The organism is Desulfoconvexum algidum, assembly GCF_055382125.1.
On record NZ_AP042394.1, the window covers coordinates 3,061,693 to 3,082,561 of the forward strand.

Consider the following 20,869-nt stretch of genomic DNA (forward strand, 5'->3'; position numbering starts at 1 on the left):
AAGTCAAAAAATCTATTTCAAAGACATTATCAATAACTATCATCCCTGACCAATTTTGGCGGAGGGAATTTTTGTAATCTATCCCATAGAGCTTTGATTATAATTCCTGAAGCAGTGTCAACATCGAGATTCGGATTGCCTGACAACTCTTTACAGTTTTCAAGCAGTTTGGAGTCCTTTTCCCACAACCCGAATTCATTTCTTATACCCATCCCAAGACCAAAATGAAAGTTGATTAATCCGTCTCCACTTGAATTTTTAATTTGATGCTTTGTCTCAATGGAGAGATCAGATAGAAGGGTATTAACTGCATCTGCTATGGTTGTGGGTTTATTTTTATTGTCATCCATTTAGCGCCTCAATCCATTTCATCACTTCGGTCAAAGATTTGGAATTTGAAATTAAATCCTTCATAAGTCATAAGCATCTGCCCAAAATCTTCCCAGGAGATTTCTTTCCCATCAATTATTACCATTGGGATTCTGTCAAAATCTGAAGAATCATGCTCACAGGAAATCTGACCGTGGACAATATCTTCTTCAGTTATTTGCCATGATCGGGTTCCTTCATCCCTATATATGTGTTTTTTATTCAGGGCTCTTTTCATTCGTTCATATAATTTTGTAAACAATTCAAACAAATCTTCTTTTGGATCACCAATAACACTGAATTCATAACCGCCAGGAGAACCTTCAACGAGTTCAAAAGATTCTATTGTTTGTATATGGCCCAACAATCTATGGAGAAAATGGAATTTATGTTCTATCTCATCGGAGTCTTTTATGATTATCGGTTCAAAATCCATGTGTTGATAATCTTCACCTAAGGCGCCTGCAATGGTTTTGTTGTAACATTTCAGACAAATGGTTTGTAAGTTGTCCTCTGAGGATAAACAGACAGTATTATATGAAGGAGTCAGATTACCACAGTTTTCACATTTTATTTTTTTGTCAGTTGTCATGTTTGAATTGTCCTTGCTTATAGATCTTGCCCATTAATTCGATTCCGCAAAATCCCAGCACATTTAAAAGTAACAACTCGCCTCTTCTTCAACATCATTTCTTGGTCAGTGGCTGGATTCCTTCCCTTCCTTGGTGCCTTTTCATTGACCTGGAATTTACCGAATCCTGATATCATGACATCTTCTCCGGATGCCAGGGTGGATTTCATTATTTCAAGAAGGTGTTCGACTGTGTCTTTTGCCTGAGGAGGCGACTGGTTAATTTCTTCTGAGATTTTTTCAATTATGATTTGTTTGGTGAGTGCTGACAAGGGGTCGTACTCCTATTTCGGATTGCTTGGTATCTGGCTGTTAATAAAGGTGTTGTTTAAGATTTTTAGCGGGGTATTGTCAAGAAATTGGTTATCAATTGTATTTTGTCTTTTATCAAATTTATGGTAGTTTGATTTTTCCTCAATTATTAACGGGTTGAACCCAGATCAAGAAGGATGTTTTATGAAGCTAACTAAACGAGACCTCATTAAGACAATCACTTTGCAGCATGTTCTTTCTAATAATTATTCTATTTCAGACAAAAAAAGTGAAAAGATATTAAATTCAATTATTACCTCTATCAAATCCACACTTGTATCTGGTGAGGATGTTGAGATCAGAAATTTTGGAAATTTTAGAATAAAAAAGACAGAAGAACGTGTGGGAAGAAATCCAGCCACAGGGGAAAAGATATTAATAAAATCTAAAAAAGTAGTTTCTTTTAAAAGCTCCAAGGTACTGATACATAGATTGAACAGAATAATACCTTGGAGCGTTGAATTGTCAGATAAGCTTGATGCCGCTTTTATTTTAGCCAACGAAATAACTCCATCAAATTGGAATGTATTCTATAAGTTTGATGATTACAAATATGATCCTGATGCATTAAATATTTTCATTCGTATTCCAAAATATGAAGAATGTGAACATCTTGAAGAGGAAGATGGAAGGATGATGGGAGGTGCACTACCTTTTGTTCGTTCTGAAAAATTGTCAGATAGAGCTCAAGAGTTTCCCAAATATTCTATCGAGTTGGAAAAGTATGGAGATATGATATTAAACGAAATCTATTTAATATTGATACCATATTTTGATAATCCGGTGGAATGTATATTAGTTCATGAACTTGCTCATGTATCAAAAACATGGAAAAGAGCACAGCAAATTGAAGGATTCCAAGGTGAGGAACCGATGCATGGTGAGCTTTTTCAGGAAGAATATGAAAAATTAATAAAAATAGTAGAAAAAAAATATGGTGCTGGATTTACATCTGAAATGCGTGAAGAATTGGGGTACTTCCGAGATGGAACATTTCCTATAGATGGCGAACGAATGTCTTTTCGTGAATAGTCACTTGATGTATTTCCCAATGTTGTATCTCATGATTGCTTTTTTCTGTCTCCACAGGGCAAGATGATGTATGGGTTGCAGCGCTCAGGCGATTTTTCTTAAAAAACAAATTTGAAATAAAAAACGGTTCTGAAAAAATAAAATTTTCAAATTTTGGAATTCGGGTGTAACCTTTTGATAGGATACGCAGATCCAGATCAAATTTCTCAAAAAAAAAAGGGAATCCGCCATGACAGCATTCAAATTGACAACCTATGATGATCTTGTGGTCGGACAAAAAGCATCTCTGACAAAAACAATAACTGAAGAGGATCTGTCTCATTTTATAGCTATTACGGGAGATACTAATCCTCTTCATGTTGATGATTCCTTTGCATCACAAACCTTTTTTGGTCAACAGATTGCCCATGGTATGCTGTCGGCATCATTATTTTCAACTCTGGTTGGTCTGCATATCCCTGGTATCGGTGCAATCTATAAATCACAAACTTTGGAATTTTTACGTCCTGTTTTTATAGGTGAGACCCTTTGTGCCTGGTTTGAAATTGTTGAAATTGACCAGGAGAAGGAAGAGATTGTTATAAAAAGCTGGATCGAGAATCAGGATGGTAAAAATGTTATTGAGGGTAAGGCGGTGGCGAGTCTGTTAAGGGGATTGAAAAATGAAATTTGAATCAAAATTCTGTGTGAGAATCTGTGTGAGAAAAACATTCCAAAATGTGCTAAAACAGGTGAAAACTGGAAAAAGTCTGGAAAATGGAAATCCCTTATTTAAAAGGGGTTCCAGGTTTATTGAGGAGTTTAGGAAACATGGAGGTTCTTACTCTTAATCAGTAGGTCCCGGGTTCGACTCCCTGACGGCCCACCATTAATGACAAGGCTCTTAGCGATATTCGTTAAGAGCCTTGTTGCTTTTTTATACCCTATTTATACCGATAGGACGTATTTAAAGGTATCTCAGGGTATCAAACTTCTCTTTCAGAAAGATTATTTTCCTGCCGGATTATTATAATACAGATTAGATAGAGAGGTTTTTCTGTTAGTTCTATACTGGCATTTAAAATCGATTATTATATTTCTCACAGTGATCTTTGTGTCTTTTTACAAAATCAGGAGGGTATAAAAAATTAATCACTTTGTTAATCCAGCGAATAGGTCTACTTTTCTTTCTATACACCCTTTCATCTGCCAATTTATTTAAAAACCTTATTAACATACCATTATATACCTTGGTATTTTATCTTTGTCTCTTTCAAACTGGGGGCATTTGGTATTGAAAAAAAAGTCTATTTCAGTCCGTATAAATAATCTTCTGATTCAAAGAAAATATAATCCTTTGATCAACAAATCATGCGGAGGGTAATATTGCCACAACTTCTTGGAAAAAATTATGTAAGAATAGTCAACTGGGTTATCGACTGCGGGAGTTGAACCCGACTCCCATTTTTTAACTGTTTGATAAAACACAATATATTAACAGTAATTAAATCCCCCTGACTGTCTACTGACTAAGTATAATTCAAGACAAATTTTAACAATAACTTGCCCTCCCCCATTTAAAATCCAAAAATAATTTTAGTTTTACAATTTCAAATGATAGTTATTTGTTTATCTACAATTTTATATTTATACGCAACGCTATTATTAGTTTCTTATCTCTTATATTCGTGTTTTTTTGGCAAAAGAATTATGCAAATGGCTCATAAGCCTTTGACAATTCAGGGATTATAACCATTGTTTTAACTTTCATCCCCATGGTAATTACTTGGCTTCCAAAACGAGTCAAATAGTATTTATAAGTGTGGGCAACTTTTTTGATCATACCGTGTGTATGCAATCTTTTTAAGGTTCTTGATACTTGACTGCTGGAGTAGTTTTTAAGCTTACTACGGAGATTTTTATTCTGGAAGCCACTGATTGTAAACTCACCGGACATTATTGTTTGCAATACGTTCATGTCATCTTCGTTGAAAAAGTTAAACCCCTTGAATGGCCGGTTGTTTTGAACAACGGTCTCTGAGATTTTTTTAAGTTTTTTTATACCAACACTCGGATCAACTATATCTGAAATGAATTTTAAAAAACGTTTGTTTGCATTCAATAATATGCCGGTTAAAGGCCCCAAACTGTATAGTCCTTTTTTCATACCTGTAAGTTTCATGGAGCTTGTTCCATCTCGATGTTCTACCTTTCGGTAGTGCCTAAAAAAAGAGACATCATTGGTCGTTGTTTCTATCCTGAGAATGATACCGTGTTTATCATACATTTTTATTGAGGTGGACCCCATTCTAAATTTGATGCATGTCCCCTCTATCCTTGTAGAAAAATTATTGCCCATTTCATCCTGATATTGTGGATCGAGTTTTCGGCCAAGAAAAGTAGCGATGTTTTCAGGTTTGACTGAATGAATAGCAGTACGGGTTAAATTTTCATAAATTAGTTTCAAATCTTCTTGACGTTTGAAAATAATATCGGTCGCATATTCAACCTGCATGATGCTCCAATGATAACCCATAGGAAAATGTTTGATAACCGGACAATAACGGTTTGCAAGTTCATTTAGCTTTTCATGTATTTGAACAATATTTAGAGCATCGCTGATTTTTTGAGCAGCTTCAAAGGATTCAGTTTTCATGATTGCATTGTCCCTTATTACACTTTGAATGCCTTTTCGTTTCATAGCAGCATCAAGGACATTATGGCCATTAAAATAAATTTGTAATCGAAACGGACACCATGTAGGAACCCTGACATAACAAAGGCCCAAATTATCATCAATAAAATAAAAATAATAATGCAAACATTTCCCCAAAATTGATTTCAGATATGTTTTGCCAGTTTTTTTATTGTGCCAAGGTTTGTAGGAAGGACATGCTTCCATGGCCGAAATAATATGAACAAGACCGGGATGATCACCTCTTTTTTTGATGATATCTTTTATTATTTTTTCTTTCCGAATTTTTCTCTTTGGAAGAAATTGAATCTGGATTTCATTATTTAAAGCAACTTTTTCAGCATTATTTCGGAGTTCTTCTTTGAAAGGTTCGGCAAATTTTGGGTAATCAAAAATTCTAACTTTATTTGAATAAAGATAACTGGTCATGCCTTTTGCGTAACAGATTCCGGGAACAGTACCTTGAATAATGACACGATCGTAACAATGTAAAACACCAGATATTTGTTTGGAGTATCTTTCTGTAAAAAGCATACTTGACCTCCTTTGGGTTAGGCACGGTTTCCAGTGGAGGTTTGATTGCCTTGTAAAGAGCGTATTTTTGATCATTTTTTACAAACTCTTGCCGAATGGAATGATAGAACAGCAACTGTTTGAGGGAGCGAAGCGAGAGAGTTTTGCTGTTCAAATGAAATGAGGGTAGAGTTTGTTAAAATGATCAAATCAGCGATTGCAAGGTGATCAGACCGGAACGGGTCTTGACCAAATTCTTCTTATTGGATATTCATTATACATTCGCTTATTATTAAATGAAACCTTTTTGGTTCTGGCTTGTCCAGGTTAGGGAATACATTTTTAATGTCATAAAGTTAAGATCGTTTCCTATGGAGTTCAATAAGACTTTGATTTTATTACTTTTTATGGTATAATATGCAAATACTATTGGAGAATCTAACATCATAAAATAAGGAGAAAAAATGTCAAAAAAATTAAAAGAAAAAACAATGTTTGGCATGGGACATGCATTTCAAGACATGTGCCGAGTTGATCGAATTTCTTAAAAAAATTCTCTATTCTCAAGATTTTGTTAATCGACACAAAAGATCTCCAAAAGACTTTATACGCAAACGACTGCTCACCTTTCAAATACTTTTTCTTTATTTCATAAACTTGCCGAAAGGATCATATCAAGATGAGTTAGACCATTTTTTTAAGGCCTTGTTTAAATTAGATGTCGCTGTTGCAGTGGTCTCCAAAATGGCATTATGTCTTGCACGTAAGAAGCTTGAATATTCTGCTTTTGTTGAATTGAACCAGCACCTATCCGAATTTTTCTACAAACATTTCAAAAGTGTCAAAACATGGCACGGATTCAATCTTTTTGGGATAGATGGTTCGACTCTCAAATTATTTAAATATAACGATATAAGAGATCATTTTGGTGTGATGCAACCAAATAAGGGCTCCGAGGTTCCTATGGCACGCGTATCACAAATGTTTGATGTTCTAAATAGAATATCTGTTGATGCTATTATCAGCCCCTACCATGTCGGTGAAAGAGAATTATTACACCAACACATGCTTAATTTGATGCCAAATGATTTGTTACTCTTGGATCGGGGATATCCTGCATATTGGATTTTTAATCTGATAATATCGCGTGGTGGAAATTTTTGTGCCAGGTTTTTCAAACAATGGAAAATAGTACAAAGCTTTATCGAATCGGGATCAAACGAAACTATTGTAAATCTGCATGCTTCGAATCAATCAAAAAAAGAATGCCTGGAGATGGGGCTTGATATATTGCCTTTACGCTTACGTCTCATCCGTGTTGAGCTTGAAACCGGCCAAATTGAAGTTCTTATCACATCACTAACCGATGAAAAAAAATTTCCGCAAGAAATATTCAAAGATTTATACCATCTACGCTGGCCGGTAGAAGTTGATTATTTATTTATGAAGGAGCGCATTCAAGTCGGAAACTTCTCAGGGGAATCTTCACTATCGGTTTATCAAGATTTCCATTCGAAGGTCTTCACTAAAAATCTTATTTGGGTTCTTGCTTCACCAGCCCAAGAAGCTCTTAAACAAACAAGGGAAGAGGACAAGCAGGAACAACAATTAAATATGACTCAAGCCATTTCAAAGTCCAAAGATACGCTATTTTTACTTTTCAAAAGACCTGCTGAAAAAATAGCGCAGTTAATTCAACAAATTTATGCGGTTTTCATATATGCGACTGAACCCATCCGGCCAGGACGGAAATTCGAACGAAACCACAAGGTGAACAAGCGTGAGCATTACATGAATTATAAACCTTGCCGTTAAGTTTATGACATTGAATACATTTTGAGTTGTTTCCGGTTTCCATGAATTAGCAAAATCTACAGCAACAGATGTAAGATCTCTCATAGGATCTTACAAAAATCTCCACGACAAGACTGTCAAAATGCTTCTATCAGATACCCAGGTTGAAGTTATGCGGGCTGTAATTTCAAAAAGGAAATTAATAAGATTAATGAACAAAGAGGACGTTAAAAGATTTATCAAGAATGGAGATTCAGAAGTCTTGACGATTATGACAAAAAACATGGATCATTTTATTGAAGAAGCTAGCGTATGTGAGCAAGACTGTGATCAGGAATTTGTTTTTGCCCCAAAACCAGGATTCTAAAATGCCCCACACCTGAGTTAGGACGTACCTATCCATTTTGATACTAAAAAAAACGATCAAGAGGTCTTATATGCCGGTTAAAAAATTACCAGTTTTTCAGTTTTTATTTTTTTCGATTAATTCCTCTTTCTATAGCTTGGGCCCTCCAATACAAGGATATCAGAGTTGTACACAAGACGGTCGGCAATCGCTGTGGCAACAGTAGTGCTGTCAAAAATGTTTCCCCATTGGGCAAATGGCAAGTTGGTTGTAATCATGGTAGATTTTTTCTCATGCCTTGCACTGATTACCTGGAAAATCAGATTTGATCCCTGTTGGCCAAGCGGAAGGTACCCAATTTCATCTACGACTAGAGTATCCGGTGATTGATAATATTTAAGTTTTTTGAGCAGATTATGATCCGCTTCCGCTGCTATCAAATGATTGATCATATCCATGGCAGTAGTGAAAAGCGTTTTTATTCCAGCCTGGGTCGCAGCAAAGGCGATACATTTAGCCAAATAACTTTTTCCTGTGCCAGGATTACCAATCATGATGATATCTTTTTTCTTCTCAATAAACTCAAGATCCATAAGGTTTAAGATTATACTTTTTTGAGCCTGTCGGGACTTGTGATAATTAAAATCAAATTGATCAATGGTGACCTTTGTATCAAGCCCGGACTGCTTGAACCTTAATACCATCCTGGCTTTATCCCGTTCTTCGATTTCAATGTCGATTAACCGTTCAATGGCTTGAAGGGGAGACAGGTTTTTTTGGTTCGCCTGTTCAATGATGCTTTCTATGTTTTGGGCACAATTTCTCAGCCTTAATGTTTTGAACTTTTCTATAACGGTATTCATGTCTTTTTCCTTTTTTTGAGGACCAGAGCATCATATTCTGCAAGGTTTGGGGAGCAAAGTCTTATCTCGTTGAGAGTATCACTTTTCAGTTTCACAGGTGGATGACAGGTTTTGGGTGTCATCTCCTGGTAAAGAATATTCTGGATATAACCCGCACCATATAATTTTAGATCCAATGCTTTGTTCAGGGCGATAATTATTGAACTGTCTCCATATTTGTCTTTCAGGGTCATTATCTGGATGATGTCCTTTTTTAATGGAGACCTTGTTTTTTCAAGTTCATTCAAATAATCCAGCGCCGTTTGACCCAAAGACAAAAAGGCAAGAACGTTTTTGTCAGCAAGCCTTCTTTTTCTAAGCTTATGAAGTTGTGATTTATGGGATTCGAGTTCGATCCTTTGTTTTTTTTCCCAGGACCGAGCATGGACGGCAATACATCGGGTTTTGTAATACATCCATACTTTTTCCTGATTTGCTTTCAAAACAACAGTTTTACCAATCGTCCAAACCGGAACACTATACGTATTGGAGTCAAATCTCACGGAAAAATCTTTATGGACATATAAGGAGTGTATTTCCCTGTAATCCGGGGCAGGATACGGAAACTTTTTAAGTCGGTATCTCTGAAGTCTTTTTACCGGGATTTCTCCTGTCGTACTATGTGTCCTGGTGTTGGCAATATTGTTTAACCATTCCATAGCCTGGGACTGGAGTTCTGGCAGGTTGTTAAATTCTCTTAATGGCAAAAAATTGTGCCGGATATAATGAATGCTTCTTTCAATTTTTCCTTTTTCATGGGGAGATCTGATATTGCAGGCCACAGGCTTGATACCAAGGGGGAGTAAAAAATGAAGAAAATTGCCATTAAAACGTATCAGAGCGCCCGTCCGTTCAGTCACCGCTGTGATCATGTTATCCACCACAAGTTCTTCCGGAGGGCCGCCAAAATACTTAAAGGCATCAAACAAAGCCTGATGAAGGGCTTCTTGTTTCTGGCTATGGGTAAAAGAAACATAAAGCATCCTGCTGTGGGATTCGATGACGGCAAGCCCATACAGCTTTCTTTTGGTTTTTCCATAGGAGATGGTCCCAAAATGCCCCCAGTCAACCTGCATTTGTTGCCCGGGTTCTGATTCAAATCGGCTATACGCCTGCTTTTTTAAGGACTGTCCCCGGATTTTACGCAGAAAATCCCTCAAAATGCTTATTTCGCCATCAAAACCCTTTTTTTGTATCTGACGTAAAACAACGGGTGCTTTGAGCTTTGGATATCTGTTTATTATTTCCCGGATATAGTCGTGGTATGGTGACAGTTTCAGCGTCCGGGCTTTCCTTTTAGATGGTTTCGACTCTGGGTTGGAGATATACTTTGATACCGTTTTCCTGCTGCAGCCAATTGCTTTTGAGATTTCTCGATTGGACATTCCCATATCTTTTAACCGGTGGATTTCAAAAATCATTCTCATGTCAATCATTGCTCCTCCTTATATTTTATGGGCACTTTTCGGCAGGGAAAGCACCTGGAACAGGGTGCCGTCATAAACGATAAGGTCTTTGTGGATCAAGCAACTGCGGGCAAAAAGATAGTCTTGTTCTTTAAGGCCCAGTTTAGAGCAGATGCTTTTGTCTCCGTAATATGAAAGGCCATGTTTGTCTGAGGCCAACACAAGGAACAGGTATAATGCCAACTCATGCCGGGTCAATGATTGTAAAAATCCGTCTGTAAGGAAACGGTGAGGGATAAAACAAAAACTCTTGCCGGTACGGCGTATCCGGTCTTGAATAAGCACTTTTTTTCTTATCATGATGCCCTCCTGGCCTGATGGGGTTCATGATCTCTGTAACACAAAATTTTTCTCCAGTCCTCGAGTCCATCTTTGCAATTATGGCGAACAGACTGGGGCTGTAGCGATAAAAATTTTTACCGGGTCCATCTTTGCAACGACGGGAACAAGCCAATATTGGCCTAAAAGCCCTTGGTTCCTGGACTTGCTCGAGTCCATCTTTGCAATACCGATAGTTCTTGATGCCTTGGAATGGACCTTGTTTTTTTGAATTTTACAGTTTCTGATTTTCTGTAAAGAGCGGTTCCTGTCGGCTTTTTTCGGATTTATTTGACGATATTTTGTCCAGTAATCGGGGTTATTCTGAAGCCATTTCTGATTAGTCAATTTTTGACCTTTTTTGTATTCCGGGTCACATACCAATTTTTGTTTTTGCCATAGGGCTTTTCTGGTTCTTTGGCAATCCGGATCGGTACAAAAAATCTGTAGTTTATTTCTTGGCACAAAAAACGAATCGCAACCGGGACAAGGTATCGGATCCATCATTCCCTCCATGTAAAACATCGTTGAGTACGAAATGGAATTATATGGAAGAAATTAAATTTTGAAAAATTTATTTTTAAGGGAATTAGATGGATTGAATTAAATCGGGCCGGGGAAGTACATTCCCGGATTTTGGGGCGGAATTAAAATCTTGATCACAAGCAAGACTATTTGAGTGAACAACTTTATCGAGCAAAAGATCCACAGGTTAGATATGCGTTGGCAACCAGTGAAGAAACCCCTGAATTGTTTCTTAAAAAATTAGTTGATGATCCAGATATCAATGTATCTCAAGCTGCTCAAGAAACTCTGGATGATATAAGAAATATAGACCTCGATTATGAGGACGATTCGGATGATGACTTTTATGATTGATATAGGTGAGGGCGGCGTCAGATTTACTGGAAAAACAGTTCCCCCAATGCCGGAGGTAAAACAGCGAGTGTGGAGCCCGGAGAATATATAAACTCCGAACTATGATGTAAAAAGGCCCTGGTGACACGCCAGGGCCTTTTTTTATCTATTATGGGCAAGGTTGAACTTGGGTGAGTGCAGAGGGGTGGATTTAATAGGATATCAAATTTCACCTTGCATTCTGGGCCTGGGTGGGGATATTCTCCAATTAAATGGAATATTTAACAACAGTGATTTGCCCAAAATGTGGCGAAAAGAATACCTTTAAAATACGGTCACCCCGTGATAGGGGGGTCTGCAAATGCGGGTGTAGACTTAACACTTATTATATTTCGGAAGTACCCTCAGTAGAGGAAACTAATTTTGACGAAAAAGAATCAATCTCTGATTTTCGAAATTCAACCATATATGGAATATCTCTTGTCTTAAGTATTCTTGCAATTCTCAGTCTTTTTTTATACTTCGGCCTTCCGCAGCTCTGGAATTTTATCAAATGGGTTTTTGATGATGGAGATAGAGTATTTATAGCCATCGTGATTATAGTCGGGCCGCTATACTGGGTTGGGTTGTATTTCGTTGATATAGACAAGGAGCTAAGCGACGGTTTAACTCTACCGTATAATTTAATCAGTTCAGTGGCGGTAATCTGTGGCCTTTTCGCTTTTTTTAAAAGTTGTGGTTGATACGTTTTATACTCCCACAAACAGAAAAACCCCTCCCAAGTACCAGCCAGAGAGGGGTTTTTATCTAAAATTATCGATTTAACGCATGTTGCATATGGCGGCGTCCGCTTTAAAGTCCCATGGGGGCCCAGTGAACGAAACCACAAGGTGAACAAGCGCGAGCATTACATGAATTATAAACCTTGCCGTTAAGTTTATGACATTGCCTACATATTCTAAAAGAGCTTCGCTATAATCAATTTTTCATCCCCTACCCAAAATTTCGAAATTTTATTTTTCCTACAGCGTTTTTCATTTCAAATCTGTATTTTTAGAAAAATATATAACTTGCGGTATCTGCCGCTTGTTTTTTTTTCTGGCTATATAGAAAAACGATTCTGGAGCATCCCAGATAAAAAATGCATCAAGTGACTCTCCTGGATAAAGGGTTGGATAATTTCGAGGTATGATTCCAGGGTATGATTCCAGGGCATATGAGAACATAAAAAAAGGATTCGAATAAAGATCCATTTGCTTTACAATTGCAGTGATGAGGAATAAAAAAAAAAGATATCTCTCGTAAAGAATAAATTATAGTCCAAGTTTAAACTATGCTTCAACTTCTTCTGTCATCATACCCTCCTTTGCATTGTGGTTTCTCTGACTCTCTTGTTCCAACACGGTTAATTTTCCAGATGCCGTCATAAGCGGAGGCATGAAGAACTTGATTCTTTTGACTTCTCTTTCTTGGAGTTCTACGTTGATTTGATTTTCGCCACATCTTGAATTTTCAAAATATTTGAAGAACACCTTGATGTTATGAATGCCTACAGGAAGTTCAATAAAGTGGGTGCCCCATGGTTTTTCATATGTTTTTCCTGCAACCTCAACTTTTGGACAACAGAAGAAAAGGAAGAACGCTCCGAAGAAATAACCGAGTTCAATATTGATGCCTGTTTTTGATTCCATACATTCTGATTGTATACATTCTGATTGTATACATTCTGATTGTATACTTTCTTCAGGTAATGGAGATTGACAATATCTACAAAGTTTGGCTTCAATTTTTATATTTTCAGCACAAAATGGACATTTCTTAAATTCATCCTCTTCGAACAATTCATTACTTTCTTCTTGCGATTCTCCATTTTCATCAAACCCACCACTGAGAACCTGAGCAAACTGAGAAACACTCCAATTGATTCCAAACCCAATGAAACCAAGGATAAATGTACCTCCTATACCCCAGAATGTCCAACCGATATAACACCAACAAAAAGTAAATCCGCCAATGATAACCCAAGCTAACTTTTTGAAAGCCAACATTATAAACAACCCTATTGTAAAACCAACTCCGGTTATAAAACTACCGGTTTCTATCCAAACAAGTATGCCAATAATCCCAGCTTGGAAAAAAAATGCATTTAAATTTAAAAAACCAATAAAAGCATTCCCTATTTCAGAGGTCCTCATGTCATCTCTCCTTCACAGTAACAAGAGCAGATCCTCTTGCAGATAAAATACTTTAAAATTTTTTCTAATGCAAATTTTGTCATAAGAATTATTAATCCCAAAATATGGTTAAAAGAAATAAAATATTTTTATTTCTGCAAGAGGCTCACAAGTAAAAAGATAATAATATAAGACTTTTATTCCGACACCATATCTTGTTGTGTTTTGATTTGTTCTATAATTTTTTCTAATGCATTAATATAATAATTTATATAAAATATATTAAATATCACCAAATAGAACTTATTAAATTTTAAATTTATTTTAAATTCCTTTGCACAATATTTGCTCATACCCTTCGATAGTTTGAATGCTGCTAAAATATACAATGCCCATCCAATCATACCTATTATAGAAGCAAATGAAGACATCGTAAAATCCCCGGTAGCTGCAGCATTTATGTTACCAATCGCACCAAACGATGAACTTATTCCTGCGCAAGCTGCGATCCATATTATGTAATTAATAGAAATAATTTTTCCCCCAAATATTTTATTAAAAATCTTATATCGATCTGTAATCCATATTAAACCGTAGAGACCATAAGTTACTGAAGAAAGAAGCACCATGATAAATGTTTTTTGACCAATTTTATTTTTCAACTCATTGATTTGACTCATATTTATCTCCCTTTTTATTGATTGAACTGTGAAAAAATTATAAAAATCGTTTTAGTTAGATTGTGCTGTAAATTGTGTTTTTCGTTAACGATAGCTCTAATTAATACAATAAATGTGCCATAATATACATTGGTCTATAGATTAATAGCTTTCGGGTCCATTATGATTTTAGCAAAACCATAAAAATCTTTATATAGTAAGGGTTTAAATGATTTTCTTGGAATTATAATACCTATTAAAAATAATTTTTATTTTTCACACGAAATTTATCTTAGTTGAAATAGTACTCAAAAAATAACAAAAAATGTCAAGTTAACACAATTTGTTTTACTCTAAGGATAATAACCCCTCAACTTCCAGAGGGGTTATTATTTCATTCCCAGAACCGCCATCACCGAATCAGGGTACATGAACGTAATCCATCGTGACGCAAAGCAGGTTGTCATAATTTCCGGACATCGCTTCATCCATATAGCGCCGCACATACTCCTTGTCAGCTCCAGCCTTAGATAAAGCATCTTTGACACGCCGATAATAGCAAACGCATTCCCATTGGTATCAATCAGCTTAACCGGGGTTTAATTTTTGGTCCTGTCATGATTTGATCCTTTCCACTGGGATTCTTTTTTGAATTTTATTCTTTAACTTGGAAATCAACAAGTCGTGAAATTGCTTGAAAAGGTTAGATCCGGATAGCACCTGATAACATCGTGGGCGTTCTTCCAGATCTGTTTGTACCGAACTTGCTTTTCCCAAGTTTTGATAAATGCCAGTTATGCAGCGAGTTTGATTATGTTGTGAGTATTTTATTCCTTTTATTATTCAATTTTATTCAAAAAAGATTTTTTAATCTTTCTTTTTATTCGTATAATTCAAGTCGATAATCTGGGGACAGAATGAGAAAAGCCCGAAGCTGCAACTCCGGGCTTTAAATTCGAGCTACTGCATTTAGCCGGAAGCCCAAACAATTATATTATTTTACATCATCTTCCGGCTGGCTGCAAGACCGGAGGACTGCTTTGTCTTGTTACTAATTTCGATTACATGCCGATGGTGTGATTTTCCTTTTTTCCTCTGCCGTGTGTGCTGGAGAGGCCATGTATATTGTTGTGATGCTTGTCGTACGGCTGGGAACCTTAAAAACAAAAGAGAGGCACAGAGAAGATACCGCCAGACCGAAAAGGGAAAAAAGAATCATCGGGAAGCAGAAAATCGTCGTCGATACCGTCAGGCTATCAAAAAAAGAAAAAACATGGATGATACACCTTCCACAGTGCTGCCAGTCTGGTGTACGACAATAATCATATGGACTCAACATCATATTTTTAGCCTTCAAATTAAACCATGCTGCAGATTCTGTTGCGTTTTGGGTCAACTTGTACCGGAATTTCCCAGACGGGGATATGGATAGTCAACAAAACCGGGAGGTGATTCATGATAAAGAAGACAATTTTAAACTCCGGGAGAATACGTTGCGTCGAACGAGGGTTTAGTTTTATTCCCCATCGTTTTCTTACGGATGGCTTTTGGAGCTTATTGACCCAGTATGAACTTTTATTGTACTTTTTCCTGGTCATGGTCGGGGATCGTAACGGGCTGAGTTTTTACAGTTATGATAAAATATGCACTCTGCTTCAAATACGGTTGGATCAGTACATCCAAGCCCGGGACGGATTGTTGGGAAATGATCTGATTGCCTTTGACGGTACAATTTACCAGGTGCTTTCCCTGCCGAAAACTTCTGTGAAGATATCGAAAGCGGCCCCCTCTCCTTGTAAAACCCGTCAACCCGAATCGGTTGGTAATATTCTGACTAAAGTATTCATGGAGTCAAACCGTGGATAAGCGGCAACAAAAACAGCCGCTTTATTATGATATGAATCAGGTTTGTCGTGAATATCTCGACTATTTTCAAAGAGTTCAGCAAAGCGGTCCAACACAGATTGGTGCTATAACAAGAGTCGTTAAGGCATTCGGCATTTATTTGCAAGAATCCAAGGTAAAACTGACCAGTCTCAACATTGAACATGTGGATGGCTTTTTAGTGGTGTTCAATGCATCGTATGCAAAAACGACCCGGCGTCTGTACAGGTCCTATTTGAGATGTTTCCTGCGTTATCTCTATAATGAAAGAAATTTAATTAAACAAAATCTGGCCGACCTTTTGATTGGACCGCCAATGTTTGCTAAATCCAAACCACCGCAGTTCTTGCGCCCCCATGAAGTACAGAAATTATTTAAACATTTACCTCATTTTACTGCCTGTGAACTTCGAACCTATGCCCAAGTCCATCTGGCTTATTTTTTAGGATTGAGACCCATTGAAATCAGTCGAATCACCCTGGATGATATTTTTTTCTCCAAAGGGTTGTTGAATGTGAAGAACAGAAAAAACAATTGTCCCCTTCAATTGCCGATCCCGGAAGATACACTAAAAGCCATTGCAGCTTATCTTGTCGGAGGAAGGCCCAAAAATCTGGGCAGAACTCTTTTTTTGATTTTTTGGCCCAACCCCACTCCCATGAGTGCAGGACTTGTCGCTCAATATTTGACAAAGGCTCTACGGGATGCAGAGCTTCCTGGTACAGCCTATTGGTTACGGCATACTTTTGCCCAGAACATGTTGGAATCAGGTGCCAGCATCTTTGAAATCAAAGAAATGCTTGGTCATGATAGTATTGAATCCACGAGACAATATCTGAGCATACACACGTCTCTAATGCGAAAGGTCTTATTTGATGAAACCGTTTAAAAGTTTTTTAAGCCAAGAACTGGAAGCTTTCATTTCTTATCGACAAGGGCTTGGTTACAGCGGTGAGCGAATCAGGAGTCCCCTTCGGACTTTTGACCGATATATCAGACGGCAACCGAATTCTTCAATTGTCTGGGAGACGCATTTTTATTTGAAATTCAGAAATGAGATTAAACTTGAGCCATCTTCGATAAACACCATCCTATATGCTGTTCGATGCTTTTTTGAATACTTGAGACGAAACCATAGCCACTTGAAAAACCCTTTAAAAGATTTGCCCTGCCTGCCCCAGCGTGCATTTATTCCTTTTGTATTTTCATCGGAACAGGTTGAGCAGTTATTGAATGCCACATGCCGTCGAATCCGTCAAAAACATCAATTTTTTATCAAAGATCTCAGCGAATATACAGTGATCCTGCTTCTGGCACGTTGTGGGTTGAGGATCAACGAACCTCTGCGTTTAAAGATGAGGGATTATCGGCCTTATGAAAGAACCATTTATATTGAAAAAACAAAATTCAAAAAGGACAGACTTATCCCCATACCTAAATCCGTTGCAGAGGCAATTGATAATTATTTATCAGCCAGGGCAACTATAAATGATAAAAGTATCAATCCATTCCTATTTATTGGTCGAAAACAAAAAAGACTAACCCAATATCGTATTCGTAGGATCTTTCATGAGACAGTAAGTGATATCGGTATTAACACAACCCGGCAAATCATTGGAGACACTGTCTTTGGAAAAGCTACGCCACATTGTTTGAGGCATTCTTTTGCCATCAACACCTTGAGATTAGCCATTGCCCGAAAACAATCGCCACAAAATGTCTTGCCCGTGCTTGCGACTTATCTGGGCCATGTTGAATACCGTCATACAATGAAATACTTGAAAGTAGTTGATGCCAAAAGCAGAATGAGTTTATTTGATTTTGCAGGCACACAAAGGGAGTATCCATGAGGCTGACCAGTTGTGTTATTATGTTTTTTGATCAATACCTGCCCCACATAAAAGGTTGCAGTCCCAATACCATAAAAAGTTACCGGGATACCATTGCCCTTTTTTTACCTTTTGCTGCCGAGCATCACTCAGTTAAAATTGATTCCCTAAAATTGGAACATCTTTCAACAGACTTGATATTAAATTTTCTTAATCAGCTCGAATCTCACCGTCATAACATAGCTAAAACTCGTAATCATCGCTTGGCTGTGTTAAAATCCTTTGCCAAAATGATTCGTTTTATGTATCCGGACAAGCAAAAATTAACGGATACTATCATTGCCATTCCTCAAAAACGCAGTCAAAAAAAGTTGATAGGATTTTTATATCCCCAGGAAATTATCAAGATCTTTAAAGCAGTGAATCTTACTCAAAAAGATGGCTTCCGGGATTATACTCTTTTACACCTTTTATATGACACCGGTGCCAGGGCAACAGAAATCGCAACGCTTCAGTTAGATTATTTTGATTATAAAAATAAGACTCTGGCTATCCTCGGCAAGGGAAATCGATATCGACAAATTGAGATCTTGTCGAAAACAGCAGAGCTTGTCCACCAATATATTATCAAATACCGTCGTTCTCCCAATCTGCTTTATATAGATAATTTGTTTATCAATCAAAGGGGAGCAGCACTTACACGGCATGGTATCAATCGCCTTTGTAAGAAGTATCTTGATCGGGTGTTAAACTCAAAGCGGTTAACTCTCATACATCCTGTTCATAGCTTTAGACATTCTTGTGCTATCCGGATGGTCTCTGAGGAAAAGGCCATATCTGAAATCAAAAATCGTCTGGGCCATTCGAACGTTCAATCTACAATGGTTTACCTGCAATTGGATTTGAATAAAAAACGGCAATTACAGGATGATTTTATCAAGTTCACCCGGCAGCACCTTGCATCAGATCCGAAAATCGATGAACTGGTTCAATGGGAGAACAAACAAAATATTCTTGAGTGGCTGGACAGTCTTTGAATACCTGTAAGGATCGTCAAAGACATCGCCAAATAGCGGATTGGAGCAGATTCTTATGTTACGTCTTTTATTACAAATTTGTGTTATACCTGGCAACATACTGAATTTAAAGACTTTTACAGTCTCCATTCGAAAACACTGCAAATGTCCTGCTATCAATGAGATAGGGCAACTCGCAACATAATGCCAGTATTGCGTTGTGTGCGATCCAAAATTTTCAATAGTTGTCATCAAACCTTTCATCTGTGGTCTTCTTGCCAGAGAATTCAAATAATCTGACAGCTGCCTCTTGTATCAAATCTTCCTTTATTTCTTCAGCTATGTTGAATTTGAATCGGAAATTCTTAAAATATACTTTCTTCGCCAGGTTATATGCATATGCCGGATTAAAGCTTTCTCTACTCTCCTTCGTAATATCATTTTTAAATATTCCGGAGTGCGTCAATAGGTGGCTTTTGCATCATAATTCAATTCCTTTAAAATAGAAGCCAGTGTTTCATGCACGTTGAACAGAGATTCTGCTTGGGCCTTTTTTGTTTTAATTTTCGGACAAAGCGTTTTACGCTATTATATTTGTGGTTAAAATTGAACCTTTCTACCAGATCCTGGTATATGGCCATTGCATTTCTGCCCAACCTGACTTGTTCCTCTATCCATTGGCGGTGAGGGTCGCAGGCTGATCTGGCATGGAACGGAATATTTCCTATATCCACTGAATAGGCCGGTGGCCGGGGTGGGGGATTTTGACTTTTATCTTCAACCTGGCCGGTGGCCACCACATCGACGATAAATAAAAAGTCTCCATTTTCTGGTAATGACCCAAAATCATTCTGCCGAATATATTTTCGAATGGTTTTACGGTCAATCCCAACCTTACGGCTAATCTCATGCTGACTGATCTTCTTTTTGAGCAAGGTGACCATCGTTACTCGCTTTTCTGGTTTCAAAACGTTCATCCTTTCAGGCTCCCATGTATGTCTTAACCAAGTAATACATGGGACTGTAAACGCTCTGTCGCCTTTTTCCCAAATTTTCCGATTTTCAGCAGTTACATCAGATTTTTGGAATGCTCAGGTGGGGGATTTTGAAGTGGCCACGACTGGGGGATTTTGGGTGGCCATCCGGGATACTGTTTTTTATATAATTAACTGAATGGAAAGTAAAAAAGGCAGAGTCTTTTGACCCTGCCTTTCAAACTGATTCCACACTATTTTTTTATTCTTGAGTACCTTTTATTGATATGGAATTTGAACATAAATCATATTGTTGGCTTTTTCTTCAATTGTTATATTCAAATCAACTCCACTATCAAGAATAGCCGTTGCTTTATAAAACCCATCGGAAACTTCTTCGTCTATTCTTACAGCTTTACAAACAGCATCTGTCGAATATTGTTCTTGGACTATTTGAGTCACTAAGCCAATCGAAGTTTCTTCCAAAACGGAGCCTGAGGATCCGACTCCAGAAGACAAACCTACAATAAAAGCTACTCCAAGGATAGCATATGCTATATTTTTATTAAGTTTTGGGAAAAGACTTGAAAATTGTTCTTTATAAAACACTCCGATTGCCACATTAACAATTAAAGAAATCAAAACGAAGAGATAGCCATCGTTCACGCTTAGATTATTCGCAATGACGTAACTATTATAGGCAAATATAAGGGTATTAAAAGCAAACCAAAAGTAGGATGGTTTTTCGTCTTTATTTTCCTTCTCATCATTGGTTTCGGTTTCTTCATTGGTTTTGCCTAAAAGCTTGCTTTTTAAAACGATATTTTGGAATCCCTTTGAAATGATATTTTCAGTGGTCATAATTCTCTCCTTAAATTTACATTACTAATCTTTAAAAAAATTGTGGCTGTATTGAAAAATGCATTTTTAAAAGCTTTACGATTTCATAAAGCAGAAACCATACCAAACAGAATAGAAATGATTTTTTTTATGTAGTCGAAGACAAAATACCATGAGTTTCCCTGTGGATGAATGAGCCTTTTCAACTATTCAAACGGGTGGCAGGAATGTGTAAATAGTTGGTCAGTCTTTGATCGCAACAGTAAGGATGTCAGGCT

The 20,869-nt window shown here is 37.2% G+C and carries 24 protein-coding genes; 12 read left to right on the forward strand and 12 right to left on the reverse strand.

Annotated features, from left to right (window positions below; all coding sequences use genetic code 11):
- Window positions 1-29: 29 nt before the first annotated feature.
- From ACZ45G_RS14170 to ACZ45G_RS14180, 3 genes are read right to left on the reverse strand one after another with little or no spacing between them, the layout of a single operon-like run.
- Window positions 30-350: a DUF6794 domain-containing protein gene (locus tag ACZ45G_RS14170; RefSeq protein ID WP_464179206.1), complete on the reverse strand. Its 321-nt coding sequence runs from the start codon at window positions 348-350 to the stop codon at window positions 30-32.
- A gap of 8 nt (window positions 351-358) precedes the next feature.
- Complete coding sequence (locus ACZ45G_RS14175; protein WP_464179208.1) at window positions 359-961, reverse strand: DUF7713 domain-containing protein; 603 nt, start codon at window positions 959-961, stop codon at window positions 359-361.
- A 17-nt stretch (window positions 962-978) separates the two neighbouring features.
- Window positions 979-1,272, reverse strand: a complete 294-nt coding sequence (locus tag ACZ45G_RS14180) for an integration host factor subunit alpha (RefSeq protein ID WP_464179210.1) — start codon at window positions 1,270-1,272, stop codon at window positions 979-981.
- A 184-nt stretch (window positions 1,273-1,456) separates the two neighbouring features.
- Between ACZ45G_RS14180 and ACZ45G_RS14185 the strand changes: the two genes are divergently transcribed.
- The 3 genes from ACZ45G_RS14185 to ACZ45G_RS14195 all read left to right on the forward strand — a co-directional run bounded on the left by ACZ45G_RS14185 (window position 1,457) and on the right by ACZ45G_RS14195 (window position 3,174).
- Window positions 1,457-2,344 (forward strand): HU family DNA-binding protein, encoded by an 888-nt coding sequence (locus ACZ45G_RS14185; protein ID WP_464179212.1) that lies wholly within the window; start codon window positions 1,457-1,459, stop codon window positions 2,342-2,344.
- A 229-nt stretch (window positions 2,345-2,573) separates the two neighbouring features.
- Entirely contained in the window at window positions 2,574-3,017 is a 444-nt protein-coding gene (locus ACZ45G_RS14190) for a MaoC family dehydratase (protein ID WP_464179214.1), read from the forward strand.
- Entirely contained in the window at window positions 3,007-3,174 is a 168-nt protein-coding gene (locus ACZ45G_RS14195; RefSeq protein WP_464179216.1) for a hypothetical protein, read from the forward strand. Before ACZ45G_RS14190 ends, ACZ45G_RS14195 begins: the two co-directional genes overlap by 11 nt.
- An 857-nt stretch (window positions 3,175-4,031) precedes the next feature.
- Here ACZ45G_RS14195 and ACZ45G_RS14200 read toward each other — a convergent pair.
- Window positions 4,032-5,552: a MarR family transcriptional regulator gene (locus ACZ45G_RS14200; protein WP_464172795.1), complete on the reverse strand. Its 1,521-nt coding sequence runs from the start codon at window positions 5,550-5,552 to the stop codon at window positions 4,032-4,034.
- Between the two features lie 510 nt (window positions 5,553-6,062).
- Here ACZ45G_RS14200 and ACZ45G_RS14205 point away from each other — a divergent pair.
- The gene (locus tag ACZ45G_RS14205; RefSeq protein ID WP_464179218.1) at window positions 6,063-7,346 is read left to right on the forward strand and encodes an IS4 family transposase; all 1,284 of its coding nucleotides are present in this window, start codon (window positions 6,063-6,065) and stop codon (window positions 7,344-7,346) included.
- A 190-nt stretch (window positions 7,347-7,536) separates the two neighbouring features.
- Window positions 7,537-7,692, forward strand: a complete 156-nt coding sequence (locus ACZ45G_RS14210) for a hypothetical protein (RefSeq protein ID WP_464179220.1) — start codon at window positions 7,537-7,539, stop codon at window positions 7,690-7,692.
- A 116-nt stretch (window positions 7,693-7,808) separates the two neighbouring features.
- On the opposite strand, the gene istB is transcribed toward ACZ45G_RS14210, so the two are convergent.
- From istB to ACZ45G_RS14230, 4 genes are all read right to left on the reverse strand, one after another.
- The gene (gene istB, locus ACZ45G_RS14215) at window positions 7,809-8,534 is read right to left on the reverse strand and encodes an IS21-like element helper ATPase IstB (protein ID WP_464171863.1); all 726 of its coding nucleotides are present in this window, start codon (window positions 8,532-8,534) and stop codon (window positions 7,809-7,811) included.
- Window positions 8,531-10,009, reverse strand: a complete 1,479-nt coding sequence (gene istA / locus ACZ45G_RS14220) for an IS21 family transposase (protein WP_464171864.1) — start codon at window positions 10,007-10,009, stop codon at window positions 8,531-8,533. Before istA ends, istB begins: the two co-directional genes overlap by 4 nt.
- Before the next feature lie 9 nt (window positions 10,010-10,018).
- Window positions 10,019-10,339 (reverse strand): hypothetical protein, encoded by a 321-nt coding sequence (locus tag ACZ45G_RS14225; RefSeq protein WP_464171865.1) that lies wholly within the window; start codon window positions 10,337-10,339, stop codon window positions 10,019-10,021.
- Between the two features lie 78 nt (window positions 10,340-10,417).
- Window positions 10,418-10,864, reverse strand: coding sequence for a hypothetical protein (locus ACZ45G_RS14230; protein ID WP_464179222.1), 447 nt, complete (start codon window positions 10,862-10,864; stop codon window positions 10,418-10,420).
- 168 nt (window positions 10,865-11,032) lie between these two features.
- On the opposite strand from ACZ45G_RS14230, the gene ACZ45G_RS14235 reads away from it, so the two are divergent.
- Both ACZ45G_RS14235 and ACZ45G_RS14240 read left to right on the forward strand, forming a co-directional pair.
- Window positions 11,033-11,236, forward strand: coding sequence for a hypothetical protein (locus ACZ45G_RS14235; RefSeq protein WP_464179225.1), 204 nt, complete (start codon window positions 11,033-11,035; stop codon window positions 11,234-11,236).
- 251 nt (window positions 11,237-11,487) lie between these two features.
- Window positions 11,488-11,958, forward strand: a complete 471-nt coding sequence (locus ACZ45G_RS14240) for a hypothetical protein (protein ID WP_464179227.1) — start codon at window positions 11,488-11,490, stop codon at window positions 11,956-11,958.
- A gap of 588 nt (window positions 11,959-12,546) precedes the next feature.
- Here ACZ45G_RS14240 and ACZ45G_RS14245 read toward each other — a convergent pair.
- Window positions 12,547-13,410, reverse strand: coding sequence for a hypothetical protein (locus ACZ45G_RS14245; RefSeq protein ID WP_464179229.1), 864 nt, complete (start codon window positions 13,408-13,410; stop codon window positions 12,547-12,549).
- A gap of 176 nt (window positions 13,411-13,586) precedes the next feature.
- Complete coding sequence (locus ACZ45G_RS14250; RefSeq protein WP_464179232.1) at window positions 13,587-14,069, reverse strand: hypothetical protein; 483 nt, start codon at window positions 14,067-14,069, stop codon at window positions 13,587-13,589.
- Window positions 14,070-15,166: 1,097 nt separating this feature from the next.
- Between ACZ45G_RS14250 and ACZ45G_RS14255 the strand changes: the two genes are divergently transcribed.
- The 5 genes from ACZ45G_RS14255 to ACZ45G_RS14275 all read left to right on the forward strand — a co-directional run bounded on the left by ACZ45G_RS14255 (window position 15,167) and on the right by ACZ45G_RS14275 (window position 18,798).
- Window positions 15,167-15,370 carry a hypothetical protein gene (locus tag ACZ45G_RS14255; protein WP_464178004.1) on the forward strand — a complete coding sequence of 68 codons (204 nt, stop codon included), beginning with the start codon at window positions 15,167-15,169 and terminating at the stop codon, window positions 15,368-15,370.
- A gap of 133 nt (window positions 15,371-15,503) precedes the next feature.
- Window positions 15,504-15,914 carry a hypothetical protein gene (locus ACZ45G_RS14260; protein ID WP_464178006.1) on the forward strand — a complete coding sequence of 137 codons (411 nt, stop codon included), beginning with the start codon at window positions 15,504-15,506 and terminating at the stop codon, window positions 15,912-15,914.
- Window positions 15,907-16,821: a tyrosine-type recombinase/integrase gene (locus ACZ45G_RS14265; protein ID WP_464178008.1), complete on the forward strand. Its 915-nt coding sequence runs from the start codon at window positions 15,907-15,909 to the stop codon at window positions 16,819-16,821. The genes ACZ45G_RS14260 and ACZ45G_RS14265 overlap by 8 nt, the downstream gene beginning before the upstream one ends.
- A complete protein-coding gene (locus ACZ45G_RS14270; protein WP_464178010.1) occupies window positions 16,808-17,782 on the forward strand; it encodes a tyrosine-type recombinase/integrase in 975 nt (324 codons plus the stop codon). Before ACZ45G_RS14265 ends, ACZ45G_RS14270 begins: the two co-directional genes overlap by 14 nt.
- Window positions 17,779-18,798 carry a tyrosine-type recombinase/integrase gene (locus tag ACZ45G_RS14275; protein ID WP_464178012.1) on the forward strand — a complete coding sequence of 340 codons (1,020 nt, stop codon included), beginning with the start codon at window positions 17,779-17,781 and terminating at the stop codon, window positions 18,796-18,798. Before ACZ45G_RS14270 ends, ACZ45G_RS14275 begins: the two co-directional genes overlap by 4 nt.
- Window positions 18,799-19,274: 476 nt before the next feature.
- On the opposite strand, the gene ACZ45G_RS14280 is transcribed toward ACZ45G_RS14275, so the two are convergent.
- Window positions 19,275-19,745, reverse strand: a complete 471-nt coding sequence (locus ACZ45G_RS14280) for a hypothetical protein (RefSeq protein ID WP_464179234.1) — start codon at window positions 19,743-19,745, stop codon at window positions 19,275-19,277.
- A gap of 285 nt (window positions 19,746-20,030) precedes the next feature.
- Window positions 20,031-20,612, reverse strand: a complete 582-nt coding sequence (locus tag ACZ45G_RS14285; RefSeq protein WP_464179236.1) for a hypothetical protein — start codon at window positions 20,610-20,612, stop codon at window positions 20,031-20,033.
- Between the last annotated feature and the right edge of the window lie 257 nt (window positions 20,613-20,869).